Annotated in this window: 15 protein-coding genes, 1 tRNA gene and 1 riboswitch; of the genes, 7 read left to right on the top strand and 9 right to left on the bottom strand. The window is 48.0% G+C overall.

The annotated features are described in order from the left end of the window. Positions 1-2 precede the first annotated feature (2 nt). Genes E6C74_RS08990 through E6C74_RS08965 form a run of 6 tightly spaced genes read right to left on the bottom strand, consistent with a single transcriptional unit; the run spans position 3 to position 4,231 of the window. Complete coding sequence (locus E6C74_RS08990; RefSeq protein WP_136484362.1) at positions 3-653, bottom strand: DUF2491 family protein; 651 nt, start codon at positions 651-653, stop codon at positions 3-5. Between the two features lie 54 nt (positions 654-707). Next, entirely contained in the window at positions 708-1,391 is a 684-nt protein-coding gene (locus E6C74_RS08985) for a PspA/IM30 family protein (RefSeq protein ID WP_136484361.1), read from the bottom strand. Positions 1,392-1,401: 10 nt separating this feature from the next. Continuing rightward, positions 1,402-1,794, bottom strand: coding sequence for a DUF2170 family protein (locus tag E6C74_RS08980; protein WP_136484360.1), 393 nt, complete (start codon positions 1,792-1,794; stop codon positions 1,402-1,404). A 12-nt stretch (positions 1,795-1,806) separates the two neighbouring features. Next, entirely contained in the window at positions 1,807-2,976 is a 1,170-nt protein-coding gene (locus E6C74_RS08975) for a glutathionylspermidine synthase family protein (RefSeq protein ID WP_136484359.1), read from the bottom strand. A gap of 9 nt (positions 2,977-2,985) precedes the next feature. Next, positions 2,986-3,810: a DUF1190 domain-containing protein gene (locus E6C74_RS08970; RefSeq protein ID WP_136484358.1), complete on the bottom strand. Its 825-nt coding sequence runs from the start codon at positions 3,808-3,810 to the stop codon at positions 2,986-2,988. A 10-nt stretch (positions 3,811-3,820) separates the two neighbouring features. Further along, positions 3,821-4,231, bottom strand: a complete 411-nt coding sequence (locus tag E6C74_RS08965) for a DUF350 domain-containing protein (RefSeq protein ID WP_240798153.1) — start codon at positions 4,229-4,231, stop codon at positions 3,821-3,823. A gap of 597 nt (positions 4,232-4,828) precedes the next feature. On the opposite strand from E6C74_RS08965, the gene E6C74_RS08960 reads away from it, so the two are divergent. Next, on the top strand, positions 4,829-5,674 hold the full coding sequence (locus E6C74_RS08960; RefSeq protein WP_136484356.1) for a hypothetical protein: 846 nt from the start codon (positions 4,829-4,831) through the stop codon (positions 5,672-5,674). A gap of 743 nt (positions 5,675-6,417) precedes the next feature. Next, entirely contained in the window at positions 6,418-8,163 is a 1,746-nt protein-coding gene (locus E6C74_RS08955) for an EAL domain-containing protein (RefSeq protein ID WP_136484355.1), read from the top strand. Between the two features lie 69 nt (positions 8,164-8,232). Here E6C74_RS08955 and E6C74_RS08950 read toward each other — a convergent pair whose 3' ends face one another. Both E6C74_RS08950 and E6C74_RS08945 read right to left on the bottom strand, forming a co-directional pair. Next, positions 8,233-8,676 (bottom strand): integrase arm-type DNA-binding domain-containing protein, encoded by a 444-nt coding sequence (locus tag E6C74_RS08950; RefSeq protein WP_240798152.1) that lies wholly within the window; start codon positions 8,674-8,676, stop codon positions 8,233-8,235. Positions 8,677-8,842: 166 nt separating this feature from the next. Then, positions 8,843-8,918, bottom strand: a tRNA-Asn gene (locus E6C74_RS08945). A gap of 577 nt (positions 8,919-9,495) precedes the next feature. Between E6C74_RS08945 and uvrB the strand changes: the two genes are divergently transcribed. From uvrB to luxU, 3 genes are all read left to right on the top strand, one after another. After that, the gene (gene uvrB, locus E6C74_RS08940) at positions 9,496-11,526 is read left to right on the top strand and encodes an excinuclease ABC subunit UvrB (protein ID WP_136484354.1); all 2,031 of its coding nucleotides are present in this window, start codon (positions 9,496-9,498) and stop codon (positions 11,524-11,526) included. 285 nt (positions 11,527-11,811) lie between these two features. After that, on the top strand, positions 11,812-13,176 hold the full coding sequence (gene luxO / locus E6C74_RS08935) for a quorum-sensing sigma-54 dependent transcriptional regulator LuxO (protein ID WP_136484404.1): 1,365 nt from the start codon (positions 11,812-11,814) through the stop codon (positions 13,174-13,176). A 6-nt stretch (positions 13,177-13,182) separates the two neighbouring features. Then, positions 13,183-13,521, top strand: a complete 339-nt coding sequence (gene luxU / locus E6C74_RS08930) for a quorum-sensing phosphorelay protein LuxU (RefSeq protein ID WP_136484353.1) — start codon at positions 13,183-13,185, stop codon at positions 13,519-13,521. A 239-nt stretch (positions 13,522-13,760) separates the two neighbouring features. Here luxU and E6C74_RS08925 read toward each other — a convergent pair whose 3' ends face one another. Further along, complete coding sequence (locus E6C74_RS08925; RefSeq protein ID WP_136484352.1) at positions 13,761-14,666, bottom strand: YvcK family protein; 906 nt, start codon at positions 14,664-14,666, stop codon at positions 13,761-13,763. 188 nt (positions 14,667-14,854) lie between these two features. Next, positions 14,855-15,008, top strand: a riboswitch (molybdenum cofactor riboswitch). Between E6C74_RS08925 and moaA the strand changes: the two genes are divergently transcribed. After that, entirely contained in the window at positions 14,997-15,986 is a 990-nt protein-coding gene (moaA, locus tag E6C74_RS08920; protein WP_136484351.1) for a GTP 3',8-cyclase MoaA, read from the top strand. (Overlaps the previous riboswitch by 12 nt.) A gap of 108 nt (positions 15,987-16,094) precedes the next feature. Then, a complete protein-coding gene (gene moaB / locus E6C74_RS08915; RefSeq protein WP_136484350.1) occupies positions 16,095-16,607 on the top strand; it encodes a molybdenum cofactor biosynthesis protein B in 513 nt (170 codons plus the stop codon). Positions 16,608-16,609: the final 2 nt, after the last annotated feature.

Genomic DNA, 16,609 nt, shown 5'->3' with positions numbered 1-16,609 from the left:
ATCTAGTTATCTTGGATATCGGTTTTACTGAGGGCAAAACCGGTCGAACGGACCAGTTCCCGATCGAAGTCGTTGGTCACTGAGTTATATTTTTCCTCCGCACTAATCAGCAACAGCTCGCGAGGGCATTGCTGACTGTCAATTTCACGCGTATAAGCCATACAAAATTGGTCGGTCTCTGAGATAGAACCATCCAGGTGATAGGTCTTTTCGGTGAGTACAACCGGTGTATTCCCTTCCCAGAATTGAGTAAAGGTTTGATCCTCCAATGCATAGTGCGATTTAGCCACCTGATTATTCAATACCTTGCTCCACTGCGGAGTGCTGATCGCTTTGACATCATAAAAGTACCACAGGATAATTTCTTCAATGTGCTCACCAAACAGCTGAATCTGGAGAAATCCTTCATCATCGGTGTAAAAACGCAGCAGCTTTCTCTGTGGGTCCAACTGAACTTCACCAACGGCTTCTATGATGTGATCAGAGGCTGCCCCTTCGATGGTCAGCATTGGCTCTGCCAGCTTAAGTTTAAGCGCATCTATGGTAAACGAGCCGCCTAGTTTCAGGCCCAGTACCTGCGGAGGGAGCGGGGCTGGCGCAGAAGAAGCGGAGCTGTTTTTAAACGCGAAGATTTTTTTCAGAGTGTTTAACATGAGTTGGTCCGACTAAAAGGCGAGCTTCTGCTCGCCAGTGGCTTAGGGGAGTGTTTATGGATTGCCGAGAATACGCTCTAGTTCTGATTGAGCATTCGACGTCGCCTCAGATTTTGCCAGGGCAATTTTGGCATCCAGATCATTGGGTGCATTTCGCGCATCAGCCATTTCAGCCGCGGCTTCCAGCTGCGCAGCTTTTTGCTGCTGTTTCTGCTTGATACGCTCCATAGATTCCAGTGCAGTTTTTGCTTTGGAATCTAATCCAGAAACGGCATTCAGTGTTGCGGCTTGTGCCTTCTGCATCTGGGCCGTGCTTTCAATTTGAGCCAGCTCTTGTTCCATTGCGGTCACGCGCTCTTTGAGGTCTTGGGCGATAGCGATCATTTTAGTTTCATTGCCGAGCAAAATATCCCGTCGGCCTTGAGCGGCTTCCAGTTGTTTACGGTACTGAGGAATATGTCCGGCAATCTCAGTGGCGAGATCCATCTTATTCTGCGCGGCAAAGTTGCGTACATCCGATTCATAGTTGTCGATTTTTTGTGTCAGTTCGGCAACCTCATTGTCTGCAAGTTTACGCTGACCTTTGGTAGTGGCGATGTTGAGATCCATTTGATCGAGTTCTTTTTTCGCATCACGGATGTTTTGGCGCTGCTCGGTCACCATATGTTTATCGGCTTCTGCTTCGGCCGCATCATTAAGAAAACCGCGAAACGCAGTAAGTAAACGTGAAAATGCCATGATTTCGCCCTTATTGGTTAGTTAAATGCTCAGAAGAGAAGTGCAATAGCTCATTAACGTTCTGGAACAGCATGGTGATTTCCAGTTCAATGTTCTCAAGCTTGGAATCGGTGGAGAGAGAGCCAAAAGCGGTGTAGTAGGTCTCGCCCTGTAATCGGGTTTTACCCACTGTGGTCAGGGGAAGATGCTTTTGCAGGTACATCAGCAGGTCGTCAAATTGAGCCTGGTCTTGAATTGCCGAGGTCGGGAAAAGCAATGATTCAATCAGCATTTGCTGCTCTGCCAGCACTAAAATGGCGGTCAGGTCATCGCTGTTGGTGATGATTAGGCTGCCATCTTGTTGAGATACATGCCAATCATGATCGGCTGTCTCGAGGTAAGTTTGGATATCGTGAATTGCCATGAATAAAAGTCCTTAGTTTAAAATCAGATGAGGGACGAAGCGTGCAACGTCATTGGTGATAAGGTTGTCCGACAAGCGAAATGAGATACCCGCACCGACCTGACCAATCACCCAACTGCCGACAACACAATGGCTGCCATCGAAGCGGGCTAAAGGCGCATATTGCTGGCAGATGAAACCTTCGCGGCCGTAATTACCGGAGGTGCCTGCAACTTGTTCACCTTGACAGTAAATACCGATATTGGCGCCTTCGCGGCTGAAAATGGGTTTAATCACTTTGTTTTTCAGGCTCTCTGCTCGAGGATCTTCGGCGAAGTAGCATTCGAGCAAATTGCGGTGTCCGGGGTTGAGCTGCCACAAAATGGGCAGCAGAGCTTTGGATGACAAAAGCACTTTCCACAGCGGCTCGATGAAGGTGCAATGGCTGCAAGCCAGGTAATCGCTGTATTCATCCAACAGTGCGAATTCGTACGGATACAGTGAGAATAAGTTATTAATCAACTTGGAATTGTGGTCTGCGAATCTTTCGTCATCGGTGAGTTGGATGGCGTTGATATCGACGATCACCGCTTCCCAGCCGGCTTCTTCAGCACAAGCGGCCATATAAGTGACAGTGCGCACGTCTTCCGATGAGGTTTCATCACAGGCGAAATGAAGGACTGGGGATTGCGGATTTTTCGTTGTCTTGAGTAAGCTGAATTGAACAATCAGCTGCTCATCAAGAATATTGAACTGGTCAGCTTGCGAAGGCAGGCGACCCGCATCAACATTCTGTTTCAGCCAATCCCAGGCGGCAACAGACGCTTCGAATAACGAAGTCGGTGTCTGAGCATTATATTCCAGCAGCTTAGGCGCATCCTTGCCATTCCAGGCAAAATCAAAGCGCCCGTACAGATAGGTTTTATCCGTCTCCCACGAATGACGTAATAGGGCATGATGTTTTTCAGGCAGTCCAAAAAGATGCAATAAATCATGCTCAAAAACGTACTCAATGGCCTTGATTGTTAACTGATGCAATTCTTCTGTGACCGAATCGATCTGTTCGATTTGTGTGCGGTTAAGCTGAAAGTATTGATGATCGGTCCAGTAAGGGTGTTGGCTGGACACCTCATAAAAATCAAACCCTAATTCGCATAATCTTTCCTGCCAGTTCTGCCTGGGTTCAATATCACGTTGCAGCATAATGAAAGATTAACCTCCGAATCCGCCAAATGAGCGACCAGAGCTTCCGAACCCCCCGCTGCTGCGGGTCCTGACCGTCTGCATATGTTTATAAGTCGTCTTCTTTGACGTTTTTTCCAGTTGGCTCGGGGAGCGGTACGTTGTGTTGCCGGGGGTTGTTGCTACATACGCAGTACCTGATGTCGTGGTATAGCAGTCATCACGTCCTGAATCGGCGCATTGGCGGTAGTTAGCCTGAGTGCCGTTCTTATTGAGTGCCTGGGACGCCATATAGCCCCCGGCTGCTGCGGCCAGAGCCGTTGCGGCCTGGTTACCAGCGGAGGAGCGATCGACATGAGAGTTGGGCAGACTTTGCTTTAAGGCCCCCTCTAAATAGAGATTTTTCCCGTCTACGTTTTTCAAATCATCAAATACCAGACCATCGGCGGTAAATGCCTTGCCAAAAAATGGAGAATCCGGATTGCGAGATGTGAAAAACGGTTGCGTGAAATCGTTTGTAGGACTTTTGTTGGTGATGAAGCCTGCGATATGTGGCTGCCATGCCCCCGTTGCGTGAAAACAGACGTTGTCGCCGAAGTCACGACGACACTCACTTTCCAGCATATATTTTAACGCTGTGCGTCGGGCTTCTTGTTCTGCTCTTCGATAGGCCGCTTCGCACTGGCCGGGCAGGACGGTATTGCAGCTCTCTGTCGAAGTAAATGCATAGTATGGGTAGTCAGTCGTGTCACAGCCACTTAGAGTCAATGCCGTACCCACTCCCAGGAACATCACAATCGGTTTTCTTTTACCTATTAAATGGCGGGGTATATTGACGTTACCTTTGGTTTTCATGATGTTATCCTTAGTAAGTCATACAACCAGCATTCAGTAAGCCCACCGCGATATACATTGCTGCCGCAATGACCGCTGCGCCGGTTTCATCATTTTCAATGCGTGCAACAAACTTAGGCATAAATACAAAGCGTACAATGGTGATCATGATGATCTGCGTAATAAGTGCCACTACAGCCCAGGTAATAAAGTCATAGAAGTTAACCGCATTTCTAAGTACACCATTAATTGCAATCGCGTAACCAATAACGGAACCACCTAGTGCAATTGCTGCAGCTGTATTTTTCTGTTCTTTGATCAACTTCCATTCATTGTATGGGGTAATTAACACGACCAGATATTTGAAGATAAGTAACGCGACGATAGAGGTACCGATGTAAGCACTGAAGTTCCCAAGTGCCGCGAGATCGATGTATTGCATTGAAGTGATTTCCATAGAGTTGAGTGAAATTTAACCGAATGAACTCAATAAAGTTATTAACGGCCAGGCTAATATGAATAACTGCTCAGTGGCGACCAAATTAAACATGAGATTTGCCAATAACTTACCTTGTAAATTATGCGCTTAACTATTCAAATGTTATGCCATAATCAAAGCGATTTATTTGCATGAATTTGGCGATTTTTTATTCTGGTGAGGTAAGAAGTTGCCTGGAGTGGGCAATTTTTTGTGTTGGCGGGCAAGTTTTCTCTCGATGGGTGAAGCTACAGCAAGCAATGGTATTGCCTGTTTTGAATGGGATTTACACAACAATCGGCTGCAGAGCGGAATAAAACATCACTAAGGCGAGTTTTAAGGCTATTTACCGAAATGACGACTCTGATTAATCACTCATTCTATTTTACATATGAAGCGGTCTGATTCTTGAATACGAACGGCGGTGACTGAGACAGACATTGACGAAAGAATGGCTATGGGACGGTTTTATCTTTGGTCGTTTTTATCAATGGATAAACAAAAAGTCATGCGATCCAGTGTCATTATTTTATTTGATTTTACTACGTATAAGGAAACATTATGGCAGAGTGGTTTGTGCTGTTTGTCCAAGGGATATTAGCCAGTTCAATTCTGGGTTTTTATTGGGCTTTTACTCGATTTGTACTTTATGGTGATGGCTATCCAATGAGTATGAAACATATCGAGAAGTGTACTTATTCTTTTGTGGCTAAAATCTACAAATTTATGATTAGAGCGATTTTCTTTGTGCTCGGATATTACTTAATTGAATACGGGATTTATTACTTTACCCTCAGCCCGAAAGATGTGGCCGGAGTAATTGGTTATCGCGCTCATTTAACCTTGAGTGAGGGGGCCGGCTTAACGTTCTCTTTATTTTTGGGTGCCCTGTTCGGTGGTTTTATTGCGTGGCTACTTTATGCTCTGGCTCGTAAGGCCTATCTGCAGCGTTTCAATCCGATGGCCCTGGGTTTGCTGCCTGGTAACCTGCTGTATAGCACTGAGATGACCAGTTATTCTGCGCACACAATCAGCTTAAATATCAATGAATCCCAGAATGTGAATTTGGACAGACGACTGGAACAGTGGGTGAAACGAAGTTTTAACCAGTTGGCAAAAGTCGATAAACACAAGCTCGCCCCTTTAGCCGATGTTTCGGTAATTATTGATCTCGTCAGTGGTGATTATCATAGTAATCCGGCGTTAAGCCTGGATGGGCCAGAACTGGTCATGAAGTCTTCGCGGAATCTACCTAATCTCGAGCTGAAAAGCGGCAATATTTTAATGTCTGCGGAGCAAGCAAATGGCCCGATGATGATCACTATCTGTGCGGAGTTTGTTGATTGTGACGATCATTCGAGTCACTCAGTCGAACAGCTGCGCTTAATCAGGATGAAGTCTAAGTAATCGGTCCGCCCTGCAGCAACGTCTTAAGGTCAAATCGCATTCGGGTATTGAAGGGACTGAAAGGGCTAACCTGTTGGCGGTTGAAGCGGCGGAAGCTGACCAATACAAGAATGCATAGTTTGGGAGGGGAACACCTCGCAAGCTATGCCCTATTTTTGTTTGGGATACGTTGGTTAGAAAGAGAGAAACCATACTAAAAAAGGCTACCGCTCTCTCGATACATGGGAACATCGGGGGGGCGTTTTTCCTTTCACTAATAGTTTAACGACCACATGCTCACGTTTTGTCAGCACGGCACCCATGTACGCTTGTCGATACTGAGGAATAGACGCCCTATTCACCATCACGATTGATAAAACCTCAAAGCCGCCGACGTTTGGCGGCTCTTTTTCAATGATTAAACGCACAGTTATCACGCCATTCTTCCAAAATTGATTTACGAAGAGAACGTCGTTCGTCTACAGTCATAACATAACCACTCACGATCGACATGGATGTAAGAGGTGAACCATGACACAGCCATGCTGAAAGTTGGGACCGATACTACGCTGCCTGCGAACGTCTGGCGCTGCTCTAAGCCAGCTATAACCATACGCAGTACCGTTATCTTCAAGGTCAGGTTTCCAAAGAAGTGGACGAACTGACGTGGAGTCTGAAACTCTCGGCAGAGCGATAAGTTCGAATTTTACGTCACCAGCTCGCAATGGAATTCTGCAGCTGAGAGCAGAACGAAGGAGTCACTGATGGCCCCCGTATCAACGTCAACGCAATCCGAATCGTCACGTACCATGGACCAGTCTGCGTTTATCTCGGCTGCAGAGTCCAAAATGCACACTGCACGATATCAGAACATCTCGCTGGTGCTTGCCATTAAGCCCGCCAGTCTGGACCCTAGAGCGTTTGACGTTTTCCACAAAGTCATGCAAACAGTGAAAAGTGCTCAGGTGGTGGGGAATCTGAATCAGAGTTTCCTGTTGGTCTACTTGTGCGAACCGATATGTATTAGCCAGAGTCAGGCTCGCGCGATTCATTTCAGCATTCGCCATTTCTTTTCTGAAGTGAAGCAGGCCGATGAGCGTATGTATCGGTTTTTAATTTCCGGGAAAGTCGGTTTGTCGGTGTTGGGAAAGGACACCCATTCCATGAAGACGGCAGTCGTGCATGCCTCTCAGGCGACATTGGCTCAGCAAGCCGGACACAAAAGCCGTATTCAGTTCTACGATACCGATTTGCAACTCACGATTAAGCGCTACGTGCTACTGGAAGACCTTGTACGAGATGCCATCGAGAAAGGAGAGATAGGCGTTCAGTACCAACCCATCATACGTTGTCAGGACTGGGTGGTGGCAGGCTATGAGGCGCTGTGCCGTTTTAACCTGGATGCAGCGCTTAACGCTACAACCACAGAACTGATTGGGCTGGCAGAGGATTTAAACCTCATCTCAGAGTTGGACTTACTGACTTATCAGAATGCGTTTTCCCAGTGCGCGCCGTGGCTGAATAAGTCCGGTCGTTTCCTGAATCTCAACCTTTCGCCGAATACCCAACAGAGTTTGTCCGAAGTCTTGGAATGCATGGTGCTGCTTGCGAAGCAGGAACAGGTCAAGCTACGGCAAATTGTCATCGATGTGAATGAAATCAAAAGCCCTGCGGCAACGATCGATGTCTCAACGATACTTCCGGAGTTTCGTCAGCGGGGCGTACAGTTTGCGCTGGACGACTTGTCTGAGGGATTCCGGCTGGCTGACTTATTGAGCCAAGGACAATTTCAGTACCTCAGAGTCAGTCGCGAGCTAATTGAACGCAGCCATGAGCGGGGGGAATACTATCAGGTCATTAAGCTGTTGGTCAGACTATGCCACCGCCTAGACGTTGAGGTGGTTGCAGAAGGTATCGAAACTCCGGACGAAGCCCGTTTGCTGTCTTACCTAGGGGTGGACTATATGCAAGGCTACCTGTTTGCTAAGCCGGTTGATTATGGCGACCTGCAGGAGGCGGAGAAACAGCTCGAGACGATACTTCGACAACTGCATGCCGATGGCCTGACGGATAGCTCGGATGCGGATGAAGAAGCCATCACCTTGCTTAATATTGCCAGCAAAAGTCTGCCTCGTTTAGACCCGGGTGAGCCTCTCATCCTGGCTAACGAGTACTTAAAACCCGACGCCATTAATGTGGTCCCTGTTATCAACAAAGGGGAATGTGTCGGATTGGTGGACAAAGCTCAGCTCAATCTTCATCTGACTCCGGCCATGGGAACGGAACATGAAACCATGAAAGAAGCGGGCATCTGGAATAAGCCCGTCGCCAGTATGATGAATACGCAACTGACCATCATGGACGCACAGGCGCTGCTTACGGATGTGCTCCCGTTACTAAGAGAGAGCGCTCTTTCTCTGCCCATCGTACTGGTCACCGATAACCGCTATAAAGGCTTGGTGACGGAAACGGACATTACCCACTATCTCTTGAAGCGGCTAAAATTGTAGCGTTGTCTTTCGTTTACCTACTTCTCTGCGCCTGAGGTAACATAAATGCCGAGAGCCAAAGAGGCCATATCACTGCTCTGTATACATGATACTGGCCCGTCCTAGGGTTATCATTAGCTCAGGAAGTTCGTCGGCAATGATTGATTTCATATTGGTAACGGTAAGTTTCAAGAACGCAGAACTGATTCTGGCTAAAGGGGTGTACTCAATAAGTCCCTTATTCTGAGCAAAACTCATCATTTCGTTCACACGTTGGCAGATCCTTTTCAGCGTTTCTATCGCGCCTAGAACTTTCTTTCGTGTGTTTGTTAGGGAAAGGCTAGGGTAACTGCCAAACGTCATGTTAGCGCGTTTACCGTTGTGTGGGCGTGTATAGTTGAATAGCCACGTCTTTGTGCCGTTTGGTTTTACACGTAGACGAAGACCGTTACCATCAAAGAGCGTGTACTCTTTATCTTGTGGTTTAGCGTTAGAGATTTGTTTATCTGTTAAAGATTGAGTTGTTCTTGCCATGATTGGTACACCGTAAATTGGAACATACGGACAATGTACCTATTTGTGTCCCAAAACTTCTAAGCTAATACGAGTCGGGAAAAGACGTTAAGAGAATGCAATCCCTTGAAATAGCTAGGTTTAGATACAAAAAAAAGACGTCCTAGGACGTCTTTTTTCTGGAATTTGGCTCCCCCTGCAAGACTTGAACTTGCGACATACGGATTAACAGTCCGCCGTTCTACCGACTGAACTAAGGGGGAATTGCTTAAAGCGGGAAGGATGGTATCCAGCTGGCCGGAATGTGTCAACCTTTCTCCGAGAAAAAGATAAGATTTTTTTTGCGAGAAAGGCTTTACTTTTCTGTATCCCTTACCGGGCTTACGCTGGATTTAGTTATCCACTAATTTTGTGGATAAGTGTGTTAATGGATTCTTAGTAATTATATTTATCGGCAAAGCTTAAGTGAATACTCTAAATGTAATCGTTTGCTTTTTTGTTTTAAATTGTTGTTTTATTTGATTTTTTATAGGTTATGCACTGTTTTTATCTTTGCTAGGTGGCGGGATGCGTCAGGGCTGAAAAAAGTCAAAATGGGGTGAGCTGGGGAAAACCAGTGGATTATTTTAAAGGGAACTATGTGCCGAACGGCTGATGGGGTGGAAGATAATAACAAACCCCGTCAGCATATGCCAACAGTATTTGTGTGATTTCGTCGATCGGCAGCACAACAATTGCGTATCTAATCTTAACGGCCATTGCTGCCAATATTCGCTTGCCATTGCCCGGCGCGAACGGCGACAATAACCTGTACAGAAAAACAGGCCTGATGAGGACGACATGAGCAAAGCATTTGAATTGGTGTCTGAATATCAACCTTCCGGTGATCAGCCAGAAGCGATTCGACAGTTATTAGAGGGGATAGACGCCGGACTGGCCCACCAGACCCTGCTTGGTGTCACCGGTTCGGGGAAAACTTTTACCTTGGCTAATGTGATTGCTCAGGCTCAGCGTCCGGCCATCCTGTTGGCGCCCAATAAGACCCTGGCGGCCCAACTGTATGGCGAAATGAAGAGTTTCTTTCCCAACAATGCGGTCGAGTATTTCGTCTCTTACTACGATTACTATCAGCCAGAAGCTTATGTGCCGACGACCGATACTTTTATTGAAAAAGATGCGGCAGTCAACGCACACATTGAGCAGATGCGTCTGTCGGCCACTAAAGCCCTGCTCGAGCGTAAAGATGCCATTATCGTTGCGTCTGTGTCTGCGATTTATGGTCTGGGCGATCCTGATTCCTATTTGAAAATGATGCTGCATTTACGCCGTGGTGATGTGATTAACCAGCGCGATATGCTGCGCCGATTGGCTGAGCTGCAATACTCACGTAATGATGTGGCATTTGAACGCGGCCAGTTTCGGGTGCGAGGCGAAGTGATCGATATTTTCCCGGCGGAATCCGAGCAGGAAGCGGTGCGGGTCGAGATGTTTGATGACGAAGTTGAATGCATCAGTCTGTTTGACCCTCTGACCGGGGTTATCAAACAGCGGGATTTGCCAAGATTTACTGTGTACCCGAAAACTCACTACGTCACGCCGCGCGAGCGCATTCTTGAAGCCATTGGGCAGATCAAGCAAGAACTGGCGGTGCGACGCCAGTATCTGCTTGATAACAATAAGTTGCTTGAAGAACAGCGTATTTCGCAGCGTACTCAGTTTGACATCGAAATGATGAATGAACTCGGCTTCTGTTCCGGTATTGAAAACTATTCACGCTATCTGAGCGGCCGTTCGGAAGGCGAACCGCCTCCGACCCTGTTTGACTATCTGCCGCATGACGGTTTGCTGGTCATCGATGAAAGCCACGTCACCGTGCCGCAGATTGGTGCCATGTATAAGGGTGACCGTTCGCGTAAGGAAACCCTGGTGGAATACGGCTTCCGGCTGCCTTCGGCTTTGGATAACCGTCCACTCAAGTTTGAAGAGTTTGAATCGATCGCGCCGCAGACGATTTTTGTGTCCGCGACGCCCGGCAAATATGAGATGGAAAAATCAGACGGTGAAGTGGTCGATCAGGTTGTGCGTCCGACCGGACTGCTTGATCCACAGCTAGAAGTCCGTCCGGTTGCGACTCAGGTCGATGACCTGTTATCAGAAATTCGTATGCGTGCCGCCCAGGATGAGCGGGTGCTTGTCACTACACTGACCAAGCGTATGGCAGAGGATTTGACTGAATATCTGCATGAGCATGAGGTCAAAGTGCGTTATCTGCACTCAGATATTGATACGGTAGAGCGGGTCGAAATTATTCGTGATTTGCGCCTGGGTGAGTTTGACGTGCTGGTCGGCATCAACCTGTTGCGCGAGGGACTGGATATGCCGGAAGTTTCGCTGGTGGCGATTCTGGACGCAGACAAGGAAGGCTTCCTGCGCTCAGAGCGTTCATTGATCCAGACGATCGGCCGCGCCGCACGTAACCTGAAAGGCAAGGCGATTCTGTACGCAGACCGTATTACCAACTCAATGAAGCTGGCGATGGATGAAACCAATCGTCGACGCGAGAAACAGCAGGCGCACAATGAGAAGATGGGCATCAAGCCTCAGGCGCTCAAGCGTAATGTTAAAGACATTATGGAGTTAGGTGATATCACCAAGTCGCGTAAGCAGAAAACCAGCAAAGTGGTGCCTTTGGGCAAGGTTGCGGAAACGTCAGCCAGCTACGATACTATGTCACCACAGCAGTTGGAAAAAGAGATCAGCAGGCTGGAAGGGCAAATGTACAAGCACGCTCAGGATCTTGAGTTTGAGCTGGCAGCAGAGAAGCGGGATCAGATTGAGCAGTTGCGTCAACAGTTTATCGTCAACAGCTAAAAAAAAAGCCAATAGTAATCGTCTATTGGCTGTTATATCGTGAATATCGTATTCACTAACAACGTCAGTTGGCTAGGTGACCCTTGCGGGTCATACAGATTTAAGCATTTTGTATGCCAGCGTTACAAAAGCGGTTAAGTGGCGGAATGTTGACCTTATTTTGGCTGTTCATCTGCCTTTTGTTTGCAAAATGCAATTTCAAATGCAATTATTAAGCAAAATGCAAAAATAAATGGCTAGGTTATGCAACTTAACGATATACATCAAAAGTCGAAGTATTTGCTGATGGTCGAAGACACGGCTTCGGTCGCGGCGCTGTATCGTTCTTATCTGACTCCTCTGGAGATCGATATCAATATTGTCGGTACCGGGCGTGACGCGATCGAAAGTATCGCGAAACGGACTCCGGATCTGATCCTGCTCGATTTACGCCTGCCAGATATGACGGGTATGGATGTGCTGCACGAAGTGAAGAAGCAATCGCCGGATGTCCCGGTGATTTTCATGACAGCGCACGGCTCTATCGATACCGCAGTGGAAGCGATGCGCCACGGTGCTCAGGATTTCCTTATCAAACCGTGTGAAGCGGACCGTTTGCGTGTCACAGTAAATAATGCGATCCGCAAGGCCAGCAAGCTTAAAAATGACACCGACAGCACCAATCAGAACTACCAGGGCTTCATCGGCAGCAGTCACAATATGCAAGCGGTCTATCGCACGATTGACTCGGCTGCGAGCAGTAAAGCCAGTATCTTCATCACCGGTGAAAGCGGTACAGGTAAAGAAGTGTGTGCCGAAGCCATCCATGCCGCCAGCAAGCGCGGTGACAAGCCGTTCATCGCGATTAACTGTGCCGCGATTCCAAAAGACTTGATCGAAAGTGAGTTGTTCGGCCACGTAAAAGGTGCCTTTACCGGTGCTGCCACCGATCGTCAGGGTGCGGCTGAACTGGCAGACGGCGGCACTCTGTTTTTGGATGAATTGTGTGAAATGGATCTGGACTTACAGACCAAGCTGTTGCGCTTTATCCAGACCGGTACCTTTCAGAAAGTCGGTTCATCGAAAATGAAGAGTGTGGATGTCCGTTTTGTCTGCGCAACCAACCGCGACCCCTGGAAAGAGGTGCAGGAAGGACGTTTTCGTGAAGACTTATACTACCGTTTGTACGTGATTCCGCTCCATTTACCGCCACTGCGTGAGCGTGGTGACGATGTGATTGAAATTGCTTATTCCCTGCTGGGCTACATGTCTAAAGAAGAAGGCAAAGGCTTTGTCCGCCTGGCTCCGGGGGTGGTCGAACGGTTCAGAAAGTACGAGTGGCCGGGCAATGTGCGCCAGCTGCAGAACGTGCTGCGTAATGTGGTGGTATTGAATGAAGGCAGTGAGATCGCGCTTGAAATGCTGCCACCGCCGCTGAGTCAGCCGATTGAATCGGAAAATATCTTGCCAAATGTTGGTCAGGGTCGCATTTCTGTGCATGAAATTTTCCCATTATGGATGACAGAGAAACAGGCGATTGAAAACGCTATCGAAGCGTGTGATGGTAATATTCCGCGTGCGGCGGGTTATTTGGATGTTAGTCCATCGACCATTTATCGTAAGCTGCAGACCTGGAACGAAAAAGAACAAGAAAAGGAAAATGAAAAGTAGGTCTATATGGAAGTGTTGAATCAAACTAAGGTAGACAGTCTGGCGCGGGAGATCGGTGAAGAGAATGTGCCGGTTTTGGTCGAAATTTTTCTTGGTGAACTTGATATGTACCAGCAAAATCTCAGCAGCGATCAGCTGGATGATAAGGTGCAGTACCTGAAAGAGATCAGCCATGCTTTGAAAAGCAGCGCGGCGAGTTTTGGTGCCGAGCTGTTGTGTGCGAAAGCCGCTGAGATCGACAGTCGTGCCAAGTCCGGTGAGGGCATCGATGAAGCGCATGATACCGCCAGTATGATTGAACTGCTTGAGCGTACCCATCAGCGTTATTCACAGCTTGCCTGCTGAAATACACGCTGCGCTAAGGGTGTTGATCTCAGGATGATAATCACGCCTAAACAAGCAGAGCCGCAAATTTGCGGCTCTGCTTGTTTAGGCGGCTATGAATTGCGGCAATGTGGATGCAGTGACTTTGGTATCAATGAGTTAATGCGGTATCAATGAGTTAATGCAGATCTGCATTTTTGCCAATCCAATCAGTTTCTGCCAGCCTCATTAATCGCTACAACCAATTCAGCTTTAGGCTATTAACTCAGCGGCATTAATGCCAGTTGTTCTTCGATAGCTTGGCGTAGTTTAAGCCGGTCATGGCGCCAGTCACGGTTGGGTGAGGCCAGATCACGGGTCACGCAGTTCCAGGCATCGGTTAAAGGTGCCTGATGCGGTTTACCACCTAAAACGACATCAATACGCCGCCCCTGACAGGCTCGCTCGCACCAGCTCAGTTTTTGTTCCAGTGACATGCGTCCTGCCGGGCCATATTCCGGCGACAGATTCTCGACAAAAATCAGTTTGGCCGACGTGTTGTTTTCAATGGCCTGACCGATTTCCGGCAACAGCAATGGTGGCATGATACTGGTCAGGAAACTGCCTGGACCGAGGATAATGGCGTCGGCTTGTTCTATCGCGCTGACTCCTTCCCGGGTCGCTGGTACTGCTGGCGTCAGGTCGAGACGCTTTAGATCCTGCTCCATCTCATCAACGCTGGTCTCACCGGTAACCCATAGGCCATCAACGGACAAGGCTTTGAGATCAGAAGGATGCTCTGACATAGGGACGATATTGACATCAACTTTCAACATGGTCCGAATCAGGTTGATGGCTTCCAACGGTCTGACCGAGAGGTTATCGAGGGCGGTTAGCATCAGGTTCCCCAGATTGTGGCCGTCGAGTTCGCCTGAGCCTTTAAAGCGATATTCGAACATCATCGAGCTGATAGACGGTTCGGTAATCAACTGATTGATACAGTTGCGGGTATCACCCCAGGCAATACCGCCCTGACAATCCCGGATGCGTCCGGTTGAGCCGCCGTTGTCGGTTGTGGTCACAATACCGGTTGCGTTTGAGCCAAATATTTTCAACGCAGCCAACATGCGTCCTAAGCCGTGCCCGCCACCGATAGCGACCACTTTTTTATTCTTGTAAAGCGTCATTGTATTCTGCTGTTCGTATTTAGTATTACAACCCAAGACAATGTAGAGCAAAGGCCGCCCTACGGATACTTATTTCGGGGTAATTTGCGCCCCGGATAAGTTTTTTTTCCACCGAGGGTGGAATCACTTATACTTTTTAAGTATTTTACCAATATGCTGCTATTGAGCGCTTTTTAGCTGTTTCTCTTTAGTTGCCATAACTCCGAGCTTAGTTCAGCTAAGTCTGCTATATATCAAAAATATGTCAGATAAGCTGTCTCGGCCAGTGACTTCGTGTCACAAGGGCATAGTTAGAAATGACGTTGCCTCCCGTGTTTGGAAAGGTGTATCGTGGCGCAACAATTCGAAGATAGATTTCAACGCAAGTTCTATTACTTGCGCTTGTCGGTTACAGATGTCTGTAACTTTAAATGTACGTACTGTTTACCTGACGGCTATCATCCGTCGGGCAATAAAAACTCCTCTTTTTTAACTCTGCCAGAGATCGAACGTGTGGTGAGCGCGTTTGCTGAATGCGGGACTTCTAAAGTCCGTATTACCGGCGGAGAGCCTAGTCTGCGTAAAGATTTTACCGATATTATTCATGCCGTCGCATCAACGTCCGGTATCGAGAAGGTCGCGACCACTACCAACGGTTACCGTATGGCCAACAATGTGGCGCAATGGAAAGAAGCAGGGCTGACCCATATTAATGTCAGTCTTGATAGCCTGGATCCGCGTATGTTTCACCAGATCACCGGCGAAAACCGCTTTCATCAGGTGATGCAAGGGATCGAACGCGCCTTTGAGGTGGGCTATGAGCAGGTTAAAGTCAATGTGGTGCTGATGAAAGATCTCAACACTCAGGACATGCCTAAGTTTCTGGACTGGATTCGCCATCGTCCAATTCAATTGCGTTTTATTGAGTTGATGCAGACCGGTGAGATGGATGATCTGTTCAACAAACATCATGTATCCGGCACGGCCATTCGTAATCAGTTGATCGCTGATGGCTGGATTTTGAAGGCGCGCGCCAACAATGACGGCCCGGCTCAGGTGTTTGTCCATGCGGATTATCAGGGCGAGATTGGTTTAATCATGCCGTATGAGAAAAACTTCTGTACCAGCTGTAACCGGTTGCGTATTTCTGCGCTGGGTAAGCTGCACTTATGTCTGTTTGGTGAGCATGGCGTCGAGCTGCGTGACCTTTTACAACAGGACGAGCAGAAGAATGAGCTGATTGAACGTATTCAGTCCCAGTTGCAAACCAAATCGGTCAGCCATTTTCTGCATGACGGAAATCCGGGCATGACGCCTCATCTCGCTTCTATCGGCGGCTAAAGGGCCGACGGTGAGCGGTTCAAAAGCACAAATTTATGATGGCCTTGCCGACAAGGCTAAATTTCATTCAAAGCTTAATGTCATTACAAAGAACTGAAAGGTGAACAAATGGGTCACGCAGAAAACAAATTTCAAGCGGCTAACATTGCCGTCCTGACCGTATCAGATACTCGTACTGAAGAGACAGATACCTCGGGCCGCTATCTGGCGGAACAACTGCAGGAAGCCGGACACAAACTGGCGGATAAACAGATCGTGATTGATGATATGTACAAGATCCGTGCGATTGTTTCCCAATGGATTGCGGATGAAAACGTGCAGGCAGTAATGATTACCGGCGGTACCGGTTTTACCTCGCGCGACAGCACTCCGGAAGCGCTTAAGCCACTGTTTGATAAAGAAGTGGAGGGGTTTGGTGAGCTGTTCCGTATGGTTTCTTATGAGGAAATCGGCACCTCGACGATTCAGTCGCGCGCGCTGGCAGGCTTTGCTAACCACACAGTAATTTTTGCAATGCCTGGCTCGACCGGCGCCTGCCGTACCGGTTGGACCAAGATTATCCGCCAGCAAATGGATGCCAGCCATCGTCCGTGTAACTTCATGCCACACTTGTCAGTGTAAGG

This window comes from Vibrio sp. H11, from assembly GCF_004804295.1.
GTDB lineage: Bacteria > Pseudomonadota > Gammaproteobacteria > Enterobacterales > Vibrionaceae > Vibrio > Vibrio ostreae.
This window is presented reverse-complemented; position numbering and strand designations above follow the sequence as displayed.